The organism is Singulisphaera rosea (assembly GCF_054877945.1).
In genome coordinates, this window is record NZ_JBTYIP020000056.1 from 1 (window position 1) to 15,244 (window position 15,244).

Annotated in this window: 3 protein-coding genes; all 3 read right to left on the reverse strand. The window is 66.4% G+C overall.

Annotated features, from left to right (window positions below):
• Window positions 1-389: 389 nt before the first annotated feature.
• Window positions 390-4,040, reverse strand: coding sequence for a WD40 repeat domain-containing serine/threonine protein kinase (locus tag ACYOEI_RS40325; protein WP_462856313.1), 3,651 nt, complete (start codon window positions 4,038-4,040; stop codon window positions 390-392).
• Window positions 4,037-4,174 (reverse strand): hypothetical protein, encoded by a 138-nt coding sequence (locus ACYOEI_RS40330; protein ID WP_462856314.1) that lies wholly within the window; start codon window positions 4,172-4,174, stop codon window positions 4,037-4,039. The genes ACYOEI_RS40325 and ACYOEI_RS40330 overlap by 4 nt, the downstream gene beginning before the upstream one ends.
• Before the next feature lie 511 nt (window positions 4,175-4,685).
• The gene (locus ACYOEI_RS40335; RefSeq protein WP_462856316.1) at window positions 4,686-14,396 is read right to left on the reverse strand and encodes an Ig-like domain-containing protein; all 9,711 of its coding nucleotides are present in this window, start codon (window positions 14,394-14,396) and stop codon (window positions 4,686-4,688) included.
• Window positions 14,397-15,244 lie beyond the last annotated feature (848 nt).

Below are 15,244 nucleotides of genomic sequence, written 5' to 3' on the forward strand. Positions count from 1 at the left end.
TCTGCCTGTGGGGTCTGAACCCACGCCTCTGGCTGACGGCCTATCTGCAAGCGTGTGCCGAAGCCGGCGGTCAGGCGCCGGTCGACGCGGAGCGGTTCCTACCGTGGAATCTCACGCCGGAAGAACGCCGCGCCTGGGGCTGCGACGAAGATCTCCCGACATCGGACACCTCATAGACCAAGCGGACAACGGTCGTCCAACGAACTCGAGTCTTGAAGCCTCTCGTTGGCCCACAGAGTGGCCTGAGTGAGGGTGCGCGCCGACCAAGGACGACGGGTTTACCGAATACTTACGACGCGTCGGATCGACCTCGACGTCGGCCGCTGCCGGCTTTCATGAACGGTGATTCGAGTGCCGTCGGCCCATACGAATGTCTATCCGTTGCGGGGTCAAGGGTTCCCGGCGCGCCAGAGCTTGATGATTCCGTCGTGGCCGGCGGAGGCGAGGGTGCGGCCGTCGGGGGAGAAGGCGATGGCATTCACGCGGCGGGCGTGGCCTTCGAGGACGAGGGTCGCCTGGCCGGTGACCGGGTCCCAGAGCCGGATCTTGGAGTCGCCGGAGGCGGAGGCCAGCGTCTGGCCGTCGGACGTGAAGGCGAGGCCGTGGACGACGGCGTCGGAGCCCTTGGCGGAGGCGCGCCGGGTCCAGGAGCTCACCTCCCAGAATGAGACGATGCCGCGCTCGTCGCCGGAGGCGAGCGTGGTGCCGTCGGGGGAGAACGCGAGCGAGACGTCGAAGTTGGGGCAGTGCAGCGCGAGGGCCTCACGTCGCTCGCGGAGCTCCCAGACGCGGATCGTGCGGTCGTTCGCGGAGGAGACGAGGTTCTTCCCGTTGGGCGAGAACGCGAGCGTCCTCAGCCTCGCGGAGTGGCCGACGAGCAAGGTGATAGGGGTCCCGTCGGTGGCGTCCCAGAGGCGGATCGAGAGGTCGGAGCCCCCCGAGGCGAGGACCTTGCCGTCGGGGGAGAAGGCCAGGGCACGCACGTCGGCGGTGTGGCCACGGAGCGTCGCCTGGAGCGTGTTCGGGCCGAGGTCCCAGAGCCGGACGGTGTTGTCGAAGCCGGCGCTGGCGAGGGTCTTGCCGTCGGGGCTGATCGCCAGGGCGGCGACGAGGGACTCGTGGCCTCGGAGCGTAGCCCGCAAGGTGCCGTCGTTCGGGTTCCAGAGCCGGATCACCCCGTCGTCGCCGGCCGACACGAGGATGTCGCCTTCGGGTGTGTAAGTCAGGGCCCAGACCTCTCCCGGGGAGCCCGAGAGCTGTGCGATGGGCTCGTGGCTCGGCCCGAAGTGCCAGGAGCGGACCCTCGCGTCCTCGCTCCCCGAGACCAGGGAATGGCCGTCCGGGGTGAAGGCCAGGCAGCGGACGGCCGCCGTCGCGGCCTTGAACGAGGCGAGCTTCCGCCCCGAGGACAGGTCCCAGAGCGTCGGCCGCAGGCCGTCCCCGGCGCCCGCGAGAGCCTTGCCGTCGGGGGAGACGGCGAGGCAGGCGAGCTTCCCGGAGACCCCTTCGAGGGGGATCCGGCTTGGCTGTGGCATCGGGCCCTTGGAGAGCCGGATCAACTCCTGGCCGGACGCCGAGCCCGCGACGAGCGTACCGCCGTCGCTCGAGAAGAGGAGCTGGTCCGCGGGCGGGCCCGGGAGAGCCCCGATCTCCTGGCCGGTCGCCGGATCCCAGAGGGTGACCCCTCCGCCGTGCCCCGCCGCGAGGGTCTTGCCGTCGGGCGAGAAGGCGAGGCTGTCGAGCAGGGTAACCTGCCCGGGCAGGGTCATCGACTCGCGACCGGTGGCGAGATCCCTGAGGAAGACCGGGCCGTCCCGCCCGGCGGTGGCGATCGTGCGCCCGTCCGGCGCGAACGCGAACCGGCGCCCCGGCAGGGCCGAGGCGCGGGAGGCGACCTGCGTCGCGCCCGGGCCGATGTCCCAGAACAGGATCCGGTGCGTCGAGGCGTCGTCGCTGACCCCTTCGTCCACGACGGCCAGCCTTCGACTGTCGGGGGAGAAGGTGACGCCGGTCACTTCGCCGGAAGGGCCCGAGAGTCGGATCGGGTCGCCGGGGTTTGCGACGTCCCAGAGCTTGATCTCGCCGAGCCTCCCCGATTGCGAGGTCCAGGAGACCAGGGCCCGGCCGTCGGGCGAGAACGCCAGGCCTTGGATCTCGCCCGAGTGCGCCTTAACGCGGGCCCGCAAGCGCCAGTTGATGGGATCCCAGAACATCAACTCCCCGTCGGCGTCGCCGGAGGCCAGCGTGAGCCCGTCGGGGGAGAGGGCCAGCGATCGGACGGCCACCTCGTGGCCGAAGAGCGTGGAGACCTCGCGGTGGGAGAGCCGGCGCAGGTAGTACCACTCGAAGCCCCGCGGGTCGCGGCCCCCCGGCTTCGGGCGGATGTTCTCGAGGATCTCCTGCGCGAACTCGACGCGGCCCGCCGACAACTCCTGCTGGGCGAGGCGGAGCTGCGAGCTGTACAGGAGCCGACGGGTCGACCACTCGTGGCGGTCGGCCAGCGCCCGCTGGCGGTTGGCCTCGACCGAGTGGCGGTCGGCCAGCTCGAGCGCCTTCTGCAACTGCTCGTTGTAGTCCTGGATGAACCGAGTGCGCCAGAAGGCGGCGATCCCGAAGGTCACGAGCGCCGACAGCGTGATGGCCATCGTCAGGGTGACCGTCGACCGGTGCCGCCTCGCCCATTTCACGGCCCGGTCGAACCGGCTCGGGGGGTGGGCGAGGATCGGGCGATGTTCGAGGAACCGCCGGAGGTCGTCGGCGAAGTCCCTGGCCGTCGCATACCGGTCGCCCGGGGCCTTGGCCATCGCCTTGGTGACGATCGTCTCGAGGTCCCTCGGGATCGAGGAGTCGATCCGGCGCGGCGGGCACGGGTCTTCCTCGGCGATCCGGCGGAGCCTCGCGAGCGGGTCGTCGGTCTCGAACGCCGGGCGGAGCGTCAAGAGCTCGTACAGGGTCACTCCGAGCGAGTACACGTCGGAGCGGTGGTCGATGACCGAACGCTCGCCCATGGCCTGCTCGGGGCTCATGTAACGGAGCGTGCCCACGAGGTCGCCCGACTTGGTCAGCTCGCTGTCGCCGGGGACTCGAGCGAGCCCGAAGTCGGCGACCCAGAGCCAGCCGGCGTCGTTGACGAGGAGGTTCGACGGCTTGATGTCGCGGTGGAGGATGCCCTGCTCGTGGGCGAACTGGAGCGCCTCGGCCGCCTGCCGGGCGAGGTCGGCCGCGACCCTGGGCGAGGGCCTTCGGCTCGTCCCCGTCACCGTGAAGAAGGCCGGCGGGTCGGGAGGTCGGTCGATGGTCGAGATCGTGAACGTGTCGTCCTCGCCGACGGCCGCGGGGGCGGATGAGCGGGCCTCGACGGTCTCCGCCGGCGTCCCTGTGGGGGGCAGGGGCAGGGGGGCCCCTCCGTCAGACGGAGCCTCGGCCAGTCGCTTGAAGTCGCTGATGACCTGCGCGAGGGTGTACCCTTCGATGAGCTGCATCGCGTAGTAATGGACCCCCCCCTCAGCCCCGACGAGGTAGACCGGGACGATGTGGGGGTGGTGGAGGCACGCGGCGGCCTGGGCCTCGACCTGGAATCTCCGGAGCCGACGCGGGTCGTCGGCCGAGACCGCCGGGAGGATCTTCAACGCGACCCGACGGTTCAGGGAGATCTGGACGGCCTCGTAGACGATCCCCATCCCCCCCCGCCCGAGGACGCGGACCCTGCGGAAGTCGCCCAGGGGGCTGTTGATCGCCTCGGGCATCGGGGGGACGAAGTCATGGACGATGTCCCCGTCCGCCCCGCCTGTCCCCTTGCCCTCGCCCTCGCCCTCGGCTTCACCCTCGCCGGACCGGGGCATGAGCCGGGCCATCTTCTCGAGCGCGGGGAAGAGGCGACGAAGCTCGTCGGCGTCTTGAGGACGCCGGTGGACCTCCGCGTCGATGTCCACGACCTGCCCGGCCTGGAGCCGGTCGACGACGATCGAGGCCCATTCGGCCAGGTCGTCGTCCCGCGCGGACCAGGAGGCGTGGCCGCCGCCGGGAGGGGTCATCGTCATCGCGCCCGGCCGCGGCCCGAGGCCTTGAGGCGAGCCTGAGCTCGTCGCAGAGAGGGGATCGCCGAGACGTCCGAGCCGGAGTCGAGGTCGAGAAGGATCGCGGTCACCTCACCGTCGATGGTCACCGTCACCACCCTCTACGCTCGCCCCACGTCTCTCATTTGGAGAAGTACGCAGGACGGGGACTCCCTCGGTCCGTACGCAAATGGACGTCGACCCCTAACCCGTCGGGTTTGCACGCCCGTCTCGAGCCTCGCCGAGATTGTCGAGAGTCGAGACCTAGACTCACCCCGCCCTTCCCCAGATCACTCAATCGTACCCTGGCCCCGGCCCCCTTTTCAAATGCATTTTCAACGCCCGAGGCCCGGAGTATACGGCCGACAGCGAGTGTGACGACGAGTCGAATCGCTGGACAAACGCGGGGTGGGCCAAAGCCCTGCGGGACCATCGCCCCGGAAGTGGGCAAGAACAGGGTCAAAGACCTGAGGGCCGGTGATCGGAACGAGCGAAAACGATCGCCCCTCACGGCGGCTCTCTCCGAGATCCCAGGGAATCGGAGGAGAGCGACCGCAAAGGGCACACATACGTCGGCGTTGCGTCCCGACCGTCGAGGCCATTCGCAGGCCTCGACGGTAGCGATCTGCCTCAACTCACATTGAAGGTAAAAGTCCTGGCCATGATGTCAGTGTCGACACCGCCGTTGGCCGTGCCGCCGTTATCGCGGACCTGGAATGTGAAGGAGGCGTAGGGGGCGCCGGTCGCGTTCGCCGCGGGGGCGAACTTGAGCTTCCCGGCGTTGATGTCGGCGACGAGGATGACGAGCCCGGAGGTGACCGCGACGCCGTTGAGCGTGAGGGCGCCTGCGTTGGGGAGGCTGGAGATCTTGACGGCCAGGAAGGCGTTGGGGGGGGTGTCGTTGGGGTCGGAGAAGCCGAAATCGGTGGCGGCGAAGGTGTAGGTCGAGTTCTTGGCGATGGAGACCGTCTTCGGGGTACCGACCGGCGGGTCGTTGATGGCGGTGTGCGTGACGAAGATGGTGCGAGGAGTGGGGTCGGTGTTCTGGCCGCCGTTTGCGGTCCCCCCGTTGTCCCGGACCTGGAAGGTGAACTTGATGAAGGCTCCGCCGCTCCCGTTATCGGGGGGGACGAACTTGAGCTTGCCCGCGGCGATATCGGCGACGGGGATGACCATGCCGGAGGTGAGCGGCGCCCCGTTGTAGGTGAGCCCCGGGTTCTCAGGGATGGTGGTGACGACGACCGAGGCGAAGGCGTTCGCGGGGTTGTCACTCGGGTCGGAGTATCCGAAGTCATTGACGGTGAACGTGTAGCTGGTGCCTTCGAGGATGGTGACGGTCTTGGAGGTCCCGACAGGCGCGTCGTTCACCGAGATGATGCTGACGTACATCGAGCGTGCGACGGGGTCGGTGTCGACACCACCGTTGGAGGTCCCGCCGTTATCTCGGACCTGGAAGCTGAACTTGGCGTAGAGGTTCCCGTTGGCATTGGCGGGCGGCGTGTAGACGAGCTTCCCGGCGGCGATGTCCGCAACAGGGATCACCTGGCCGTTGGTCGGTGGTGTCCCGTTGTAGGTGAGACCGGACGCCGTGGCGACGTTGGTGATCTTGATGGAGGCAAAGGCGTTGGCCGGATTGTCATTCGGGTCGGAGAATCCGAAGTCGGCCACGGTGAAGGTGTAAGAATGATCCTCGAGGATGGTAACGGCCTTGGCGGTCCCGACGGGTGCGTCATTCACCGAGGTGATGGTGACGTACATGGAACGGGCGACCGGGTCGGTGTCGACGCCGCCGTTGGCCGTGCCGCCGTTGTCACGGACCTGGAAGCTGAACTTGGCGTAGAGGTTTCCATTGGCGTTGGCGGGCGGGGAGTAGACGAGCTTGCCCGCGGCGATGTCGGCGACGGGGATGACGGTGCCGTTGGCAGGGGCGACCCCGTTGTCGGTGAGGCCCGAGGCCGTGGCGACGTTGGTGATCTTGATGGAGACGAAGCTGTTCGCCGGGTTATCGTTGGGGTCGGAGAAGCCGAAATCGGCGAGGGTGAACGTATACGGCTTGTCTTCGAGCGTCGTCACGGCCTTGGCGACGCCGACGGGTGCGTCATTTACGGAAGTGATGGTGACGTACATCGAGCGTGCGACGGGGTCGGTATTGACGCCACCGTTGGCCGTGCCACCGTCGTCGCGGACCTGGAAGCTGAACTTGGCGTAGAGCGAGCCGTTGGCGTTGGCGGGGGGTGTGTAGATGAGCTTGCCCGCGGCGATGTCGGCGACGGTGATGACCTGGCCGTTGGTCGGAGCGGCTCCGTTGTAGGTGAGGCCGGTCGCACCGACGACGTTGGTGACGACGATGGAGGCGAAGTTATTGGCGGGGGAGTCGTTGGGGTCGGAGAATCCGAAGTCGGCGACGGTGAAGACGTAAGGCTTGTCTTCGAGGGTGGTGACGGCCTTGGCGATGCCGAGAGGCGCGTCGTTGACGGGTGTGACGTTGACGGTGATGGTCTTGGGTGTGGGGTCGGTATTCACGCCGCCGTTGGCGGTCCCGCCGTTGTCGCGGACCTGGAAGTTGAACTGGATATAAGCGAGTCCGTTGGCGTTGGCCGTCGGCTTGAATTTGAGCTTGCCAGCGGCGAGGTCGTACGTGGTGATGACCTGGCCGTTGGTGAGGGGCGCTCCGTCGAAGGTGAGCCCCGGGTTTGCGGGGAGGTTGGAGACGACGATGTAGCCGAAGGCGTTGGCGGGGCTGTCGTTGGGGTCGGAGAACCCGAAGTCGTTGACGCCGAAGGTGTAGGTAGACTCTTCGAGCATCGTCACAGTCTTGGAGGTGCCGACGGGCGCGTCGTTGACGGGTGTGACGTTGACGGTGATGGTCTTGGGCGAAGGATCGGTATTCACGCCACCGTTCGCGGTGCCGCCGTTGTCGCGGACCTGGAAGGAGAACTTGAAGTAAGCCGCGCCGTTGGCGTTGGCCGTTGGTGTGTACTTGAGCTTGCCCGCGGCGAGGTCGATGGTGGTGATGACCTGGCCGTTGGTGAGGGGCGCTCCGTTGAGGGTGAGGCCTGGGCTGGTGGGCAGGTTGGAGACGACGATGTAGCCGAAGGCGTTGGCGGGGTTGTCGAGGGGGTCGGAGAACCCAAAGTCGTTGACGCCGAAGGTGTAGGAGGAGTCTTCGAGGGTGGTGACGGTCTTGGAGGTGCCGACGGGCGCGTCGTTAACGGGAGTGACGGTGACGTACATCGAGCGAGGGATGGGGTCGGTATTGACGCCGCCGTTGGCGGTTCCACCATTGTCGCGGACCTGGAAGCTGAACTTGATGTAGGAGCCACCGGCGGCATTCGCGGGAGGCTGGAATTTAAGCTTTCCGTCGGCGAGGTCGTAGGTGGTGATGACCTGCCCATTAGTAAGTGGTGCTCCGGCCAAGGTGAGGCCGGGGGTGGTGGGGATATTGGAGACGACGATGTATCCGAAGGCGTTGGCGGGGTTGTCGTTGGGGTCGGAGAATCCGAAGTCGGCGATGGTGAAGGTATAAGTGGTGTCCTCGAGGATGGTAACGGCCTTGGCGATTCCGACGGGCGCGTCATTCACCGAGGTGATGGTGACGTACATCGATCGAGCGACGGGGTCGGTGTCGACGCCGCCGTTGGCGGCTCCGCCGTCATCCTTGACCTGGAAGGAGAACTTGGCGTAGAGCGACCCGTTGGCGTTGGCGGGGGGTGTGTAGATCAGCTTGCCCGCGGCGATGTCGGCGACGGGGATGACCTGGCCGTTGGTCGGAGCGGCTCCGTTGTAGGTGAGGCCGGTCGCACCGGCGACGTTGGTGACGACGATCGAGGCGAAGTTGTCGGGAGGGTTGTCGTTGGGGTCGGAGAATCCGAAGTCGGCGACGGTGAAGGTGTAGGGCTTGTCTTCGAGCGTCGTGACGGCCTTGGCGACGCCGATAGGGGCGTCGTTCGCCGAGTTGACGGTGAGAGGCATCGACACGGCGAGCGTGTCGGCGCCTCCGTTGTCGGTCCCGCCGTCGTCCTGCACGACCCATTTGAAAGCGCCGGTGCCGCTCGCGTTCGCGGCGGGCTTGAACTTCATACCTCGGAACTGGGCGAGCGTGTAGGAGGTATTCGCGGTGACGACCGTCACGCCGTCGGCAAGGATGACGTTCCCCAGGCTTGAAGCGGGCACGGCCGTGACCTTGTAGCTGAGCGTCTGCAATGCCTCGGCGGATCCTCCGCCCGGGCCGAACGCGACGCTGCCCAGGCCGAGGGACGTGGCGGCGGCGTCCTCGGATACCGTCAGGTTGGCGATCGTCCCGCCCGACTGGACGGGGGCGTCGTTGACGGGGGTGACGTTGACGTACATCACTCGCGAGGTGGGGTCGATATTGACGCCGCCGTTTGCGGTGCTCCCATCGTCCTGGATCCGGAAGGTGAAACTGCTGTAGAGGTCGGCGGCGCCGTTGGCGGCCGGCGTGTACTTGAACTTGCCTGCGGCGATGTCGGCCGCGGGGATGTAGGAACCGACGGCGACCGGGACGCCATTGTTCGTGAGGGAACCTGGCGCCGGCAGGGTCATGATCCTCACGTTGAGGAGCGAATTGGCCGGGAGGTCGCCGGGGTCGGTGAAGCCGAAGTCGCTGATGGCGAAGGTGTAGGGGGTGTCTTCGAGGGTGGTCACCGTGTTGTTCTTGCCGACGGGAGCGTCGCTCCTGGTGCTGCCGATGACGCTGTTGATGTTGGCGAAGGTGGTGACCCTGGTGATCAGCTTCCCGGCGAGGTCGAGGACGAGGCCGACTTCGCTCGCGGATGCGTCGAAGAGTGCCCCGTCGAGGCCGCCGTCGAGGCTGAAGACGTTCGTAGAGGCGGCGGGCTTGAAGGTGTCGACGCCCGAGCCGCCCATGAGGTAGAGCTGCGGGTTGACGCCGCTGTAGTTGAACACATCGTCGCCGCCTGCGCCGTCGACGGTGCGGTACCCGATCCCGACGAGCGAGGTGGTGACGCCGCCGAGGGAGATCTGGGAGGCGTTGATGGAGAAGGTGTCGGCCGAAGAGGTGCCGATGACCGTGAGGGTGTCGGTCCCCCCCTTACCATCGACAGTGAGGGGGGTGGTCCCGGTCAGGGTCCCGATGATGACGCCGTTCAAGTAGATGTCGCGCGTCGTCGCGTTGAGGAACCGGACCAAGAAATCGTCGTTTCCGGACGTCCCCCAGAGCTGGGTCACATTGTCGGTGACAGCTCGGATGTTGAACCCGAACGTCGCCGTCCCGCTGGCGCCGATCTCGCCCTTGACGATGAAGGTATAGCTCCCGGTGCTCGGGAGGGTGACCCGGCCCAGGTCGCTTATCGAGTAGCCGACGGCGATCAGGTTGCTGTACGGGTCGAGGAGGGTCCAGTACGCCCGGTTACCGCTGGGGTCGTTGGTGTCGAAGGAGAGCGCGTCGACGTAGACCGAGCTCCCCGCAGTCCCCGAGAAGCGGTAGAAGGCCGAAGATGACGCGGGGCTGAGCGAGCCGGTGACGCTCGACCCGAGCGTGATGGGGGTGGCGGCGGCGAGGTCGACGAGGTTGAAGCGGAAATCGCCGGTCACGTCGCCGTTACCGGCGACGGTCAGGGTGTAGGTCGCGGCCGGCAGGAGGCCGAGGTTGCGGTCGTCCCAGGAGAATCGCGCGTTCGAGATGATCGTCCATTGCGACGTGCTCAAGCTCCAGCTCAGGTTGCTCGACGAGACCTGGCTGTCGAACCAGAGCCGTGTGGGTGAGGCGAGGGTGAAGGTGTAGATCCTCTGCTGGTTCGGGATGGCGATGGAACTGGAGACGGGCGTGCCGAGGGTCAGGGAGGCGGTGACGTCGGTGACGGGCCGCACGTTGAAGGTGGCGTTGGTGGTCCCGGTGGCCCCGAAGTCTCCTTGGAGGACGAGTGTGTAAATCCCCGAGGAGGGGAGCTTGATCCGCCCCGAATCGTTCGTCAGGCCCCCGAAGTTGAGCGTGTTGCCGAACGGGTCGATGAGCATCCAACTGGCCGCATTCCCCTGTTCATCCACGCCGGAGAACGAGTTGTCGAGGAAGATCGTGGAGCCCGCCGTACCGGTGAACTTGTAGAGCTGGGTTGAATTCGCAGGGTCGAAGACGGTGCTGACCGGGGTTCCTGGAGTGACGGTGGTGGCGTCCGCGAAGTCGAGGACGTTGAACGCGAAGGGGTCGCCGACGAGTCCGGTGATCTGGAGCACGTAGCTCCCCGCCGGGAGCAGGACGAGGTCCCTGTCGCCCGAGGAGAACGACTCGGAGCCCGCGATCCCCGCGGGGCCGGTCACGATCCAGGAGAGGTTGGGGTCGGTCGTTAACGTGTCGAACCAGAGCCGGGTGGGGCCGGCGAGGGTGAACAGGTAATTGGCATACCCGGCCGAAGGGATCGTGTCGCTGACCGGTGTGCCGACCGTGAGCGGCGTCCCGACGACCTCGGGCGGGTTGGTGTGCGACTGGAAGTCGACCTCGAAGCTGTAGCTGGGGGGCGTCGAATTCCCCAGCGAGGTGATCACGAGCGTATACGTCCCGGTGGCGGGGATGGCCAGACTGCCGTAGTCGCCGTCCACATACCCTTCGAAGAGGATCTTGTCGTAGGGATCGATGAGCTGCCACTTCGCGAGGTCGCCGGAATGGCTGAGGGTGCGGAAGAGGAGCGAATCGCCGGCGTTGGCGGCGAACTGATAAAGCCTGATGGAGTCGATGGGCGTGATCGTGTCGGAGACCGCCTGGCCGGTCGGGCCGGCCGAGGTGCCGGCGATGATCGGCGTTGCCGAGCTGAGATCGAGGAGCTTGAACTCGAAGTTCCCGGTGGTGTCGCCGAGGCCGGAGACGGTCAAGGTGTAGGTCGCCGCCGGGAGGAGCCCCACGGCCCTATCGCCATCGGAGAGGGCGACGTTGGGGACGATCGTCCCTTGCGGCCCGGACAGGCCCCAGATGAGGTTGTAGGCGCTGGCCAGTCCGTCGAACCAGAGCCGGGTCGGAGCGCCGAGCGTGAACGTATAGCTCGACTGCTGCCCGGGGTTCGCGATGTTGCCCGAGACCAGGGCCCCGAGGGTCAGCGCGGCCGTCGAGTCGGCGACGGGACGGACGTTGAAAGAGAAGTTCGCGGTCCCGGTCGCAAGAACGATCCCCTGGACGACCACGGTATAGGTGCCCGACTGGGTGAGGGTCGCCCGCCCGGGATCGAAGTTCCACTGGCCGATCGCGACCTGGTTGCCGATCGGGTCGAGGAGGATCAGCGTGGCGCCATATCCGTCCGGGTCGGTCGTGGAGAACGAGAGCGCATCGAGGAAGATGGTGGAGCCGGCCGTGCCGGTGAACCGGTACAACTTGCTGGAGGCTGCGGGGTTGAGCGTGCCGCTGACGTTGTTACCGGGCGTGATCGAGGTCGCCGCCGCGAAGTCGAGGATGTTGAAGTTGAAGTCACCCTGGGAGTCGTTGACGCCGGAGACGCTCAGGGTGTAAACGCCCGCCGGGAGGAGGCCGAGGCCCCGGTCGTTCGAGGCAAAGTCGACGTTGGTGTAGACCGGCCCTTGCGGGCCCTTGAGGCTCCAGAGCAGGTTCGGGTCGCTCGTCCGGGTGTCGAACCAGAGCCGGGTCGTCGTCCCCAGGGTGAACGTGTAATTCTTCTGCTGCCCAGGGCTGGAGATGCTGCCCGAGACCGGGGTGCCCACAGTCAACGTGGCCGTCGAGTCGGCGGCCGGCCGCACGTTGAAGGAGTAGCTCGAGGTCCCGGTCGCGTTGATCGGGCCCTCGACGATCAGCGTGTACGTCCCCGACGCGGCGAGGGCCAGCCGGCCCGAATCGCTGGTCTGGGGCCCGCCGTAAAGCGTGTTGCCACCCGGGCCGACGAGCGTCAGGTTCCCGAGGTATCCATTCGGGTCGGTCGTGGAGGCGTAGAGGCTGTCGAGGAAGATGGTGGAGCCGGCCGTGCCGGTGAACCGGTAATAGGCGGAGGCGGACGCGGTGCTGAGCGACCCGTTGACGGTCGTCCCCGGCGTGATCGGTGAGGCGGAGGCGAGGTCGACGATATTGAATTTGAAGCTGCCCAGGTAGTCATACACGCCCGTGACGGTCAGGGTATAGTTGCCCGCCGGGAGGAGGCCGAGACCCTGTTCATCCGTCGCGAAGTAGCGGGTGTCTGGCAGGGCCGTCCCCTGGGGGCCGCTTAGTGACCAGGCCAGGTTGGTGTCGTTCGTCTGGCTATCGAACCAGAGCCTCGCCGGTGCGTTGAGAGTAAATGTATAGTTCCTCGCCTGCCCCGGATTGTTGATGCTGCCCGAGACGGGAGTGCCGAGGGTCATCGCGGACGTGCTGTCGCTCACCACCCGGACGGTAAAGCCATAGTCCGAGGTGCCGGCAGGGTCATTGTCCCCCTGGAGGGCCAGGGTGTACGTGCCCGAGGAGGAGAGTGTGATGCGTCCCGAGTCGAGAGTAATGTAGTTACTGTCGATCGTGGCGCCGAACGGGTCGATGAGTTGCCAGAGACCCAATTCGCCGAACGGTTGGCTCGACGTGAAGCTCGAGCCATCCAGGTAGATGGTCGAGCCTGCGGTCCCGCTGAACTGGTAGAGATTCGTCGAGTTCGCCGGGTCCAGCGTGCCGCTGACGGCCGTTCCCGACGTGATCGGGGTGGCGGCGGCGAAGTCGAGGACTCGGAATGCGAAGGATATCCACTCGTCGCCGTACACGGTCAGGGAATAACTGCCGGCCGGGAGCAGGCCGAGGTTCATGTCACCCGAGAAAAAGGAGTTGAATATGGAGAGATTCCCCTGGGGTCCTGAAAGGTCCCAGTGGACGCGATCGTCGTTGGATTGGCTGTCGAACCACAGTCGTGTCGGTGCGGCCAGGGTGAACTTGTAGTTGTAGCTCCCGCCCGGCACGATCATATCGCTGACCGTGGTTCCGAGCGTAATCGGCGTCCCCGAATTGTTGGGGACGTCGGTGTGGGACTCGAAGTTGATCCGGAAACTGTAGCTGGGAGCGACGGTCGTGCCCGTCGCCCCGCCGATGACCAGTGTGTAGGTCCCGCTGGCGGGTATGATGACGTGGGCGATGTCGGTATTGGCGTCGACATTGAAGAAGGTATCGCCGTAGGGCCCGATGAGTTGCCAGTTCGCGCTTCCACCGGAGAACGACTGGTTGTCGAAGAGGAGCTTGTCGCCCGCCTGGGCGTCGAATTTGTAGAGCCTGGCCGAGTTGGCGGGGCTGAGGGTGCCGGAGACGACCTGGCCGGTCGGCGTCGCGGCGGTCCCCGCGGTGATGGGCGTGGCCGCGGCGAGGTCGAGGAGGTTGAAGCTGAAGGCCCCGTTGGCGTCGCTCGTCCCACCGACCGTCAAGGTGTAGGTCGCGGCCGGGAGCAACCCGAGGAATCGGTCATCGGAGCCGAAAGACTGGCCACTGAACAACGTCCCTTGAGGACCCTTCAAGGTCCAGACGAGATCCGTGCGAGTGGTGAGGCTGTCGAACCAGAGCCGGGTGGGCGATCCGACCGTGAACGTGTAATTCTTCTGCTGGCCGGGGTTCGTGATGTTGCCGGAGACGGGAGTGCCCAGGGTCAACGGGGCGGTCGCATCGGTGATCGGGAGGACGTTGACCTGGTAGGTCTCGGTCCCGGTCGCGTCGAGGTCGCCTCGGATGGCGAGGGTGTAGGTCCCGCTCGCCTCCAACGCGACCCTCGCCGAGCCGACCGCGATGTCACCGCTGTGGATCTCATTCCCGCCTGGGCCGATGAGCGTCCACTGGCCCGTGTGCCCGTTCGGGTCGGTGGTGCTGACGAACGTGGTATCGATGAAGGCCGAGGTCCCGGCGGTGCCCGCGAATCGATACAGATTGGTGGAGGCTGCGGGGCTGAGAGAACTGCCGACGGACGTGCCGGGAGTGATCGCGGTCGAGGCGACGGACATCTCGAGCATTCGGAACGCGAAGGATCCCGTCGTCTCGCCGACGCCGGCGACGGTGACCGTGTACGCCCCGGCCGGGAGGAGGCCGAGCGAACGGTCTTCCATGTAGAAGTAGGCCGGAGTGGTGACGACCCCCTGGGGGCCCGAGAGGCTCCACGTGAGGTCGGAGGCGCTGGGCAGGTTGTCGAACCAAACGTTCGTGGGGGAGGCGAGCGTGAACTGGAACGTATCGACCTGGCCGGGGGCCGCGATGGCGCCGAAGAATCGGTTGTCGCCCGCCGGGGCGCTCAACACGATTCGACCTTCAAGGGCCTCCCAGTTCGCCGGAGATTGCCATGATTTCCGCCGGCGACGGGCCGGCCTCCGAGAAGGGGAGCGGCCGATCTTCGGTGCGGAACTCAGACCCTTGAACCAGTCGATGGGTTTCATGGTGGCAATCCTTGGGGGGGGGGGAAGCCCGACTCGTAATTTCAGGTCACAAGTCGAGCGCTTCGTCGTGCACCAGGAATGTCAGTGGTCGTTCGTACGATCGTCGATCGGTTCCAGGCCGCAGGCCTTGTCCGAGTCCATCCGACAATCTCCGGGTTATGCCTCGACCGATGCGCAGCCCCGTCGCCGGGCCGACCCGGCATCGATGGGACGGTCACGAGGCCCGGTCGCCTCGAATGCTTGGGAGACCGGCCTCAAGACGTCACACGCCGACCTGAGGTCCGAGGTCTGATGCCAAGCGCCGCTTTCGTCGCGGGCTCGTTCTCGCGTTTGGAGATCGCCTCCCCGTCGGCCCCGGCCGGCAAACCCGAGGGCTCGATTTTCCCGATTCGGTCCCGGCCGTTGTTCAACGGGGGATGGCTCAGACCATTTGGCGATGAATACGGATCTAAACGTATTATTTTAATCGCCAATACGAATTTCATACACTAGCGGTGTGAACAGAGAAGTGCAAACAAGAAATCGGGCAAACTGGGGACCGCCGCGAGAGGCGTGTGGCCGGCGGTCGCCGGGTATGCCGGGGCGTGTTTGTTACGCTTTGGCGGCAAACGAGATAGGTTGACGCTCGGTTTGGGCCTTTCTCCGAATTCGTACGGGGTTCGATGCCGGAACGTGACACCCCGACCGACCTCCCTGGGGAACGACAACGCGCTGCGTTCGCCCGATCCGGAGGTGAGGTCCCCGAGCGTGCCGGGAGAAGATCCCAAGACGAAAGGGCGGCCCTTTGATGGGCCGCCCTTGGGGTGGAGTCGGTCTTTGTGCCGAGAGATCAATCGGCCGGAGTTCGG

What these genes read in the sequence shown, in the direction of transcription:
- ACYOEI_RS40325 (WP_462856313.1), bottom strand. Translation starts at nt 4,040, where the DNA reads ATGACGATGACCCCTCCCGGCGGCGGCCACGCCTCCTGGTCCGCGCGG.
- ACYOEI_RS40335 (WP_462856316.1), bottom strand. Translation starts at nt 14,396, where the DNA reads ATGAAACCCATCGACTGGTTCAAGGGTCTGAGTTCCGCACCGAAGATC.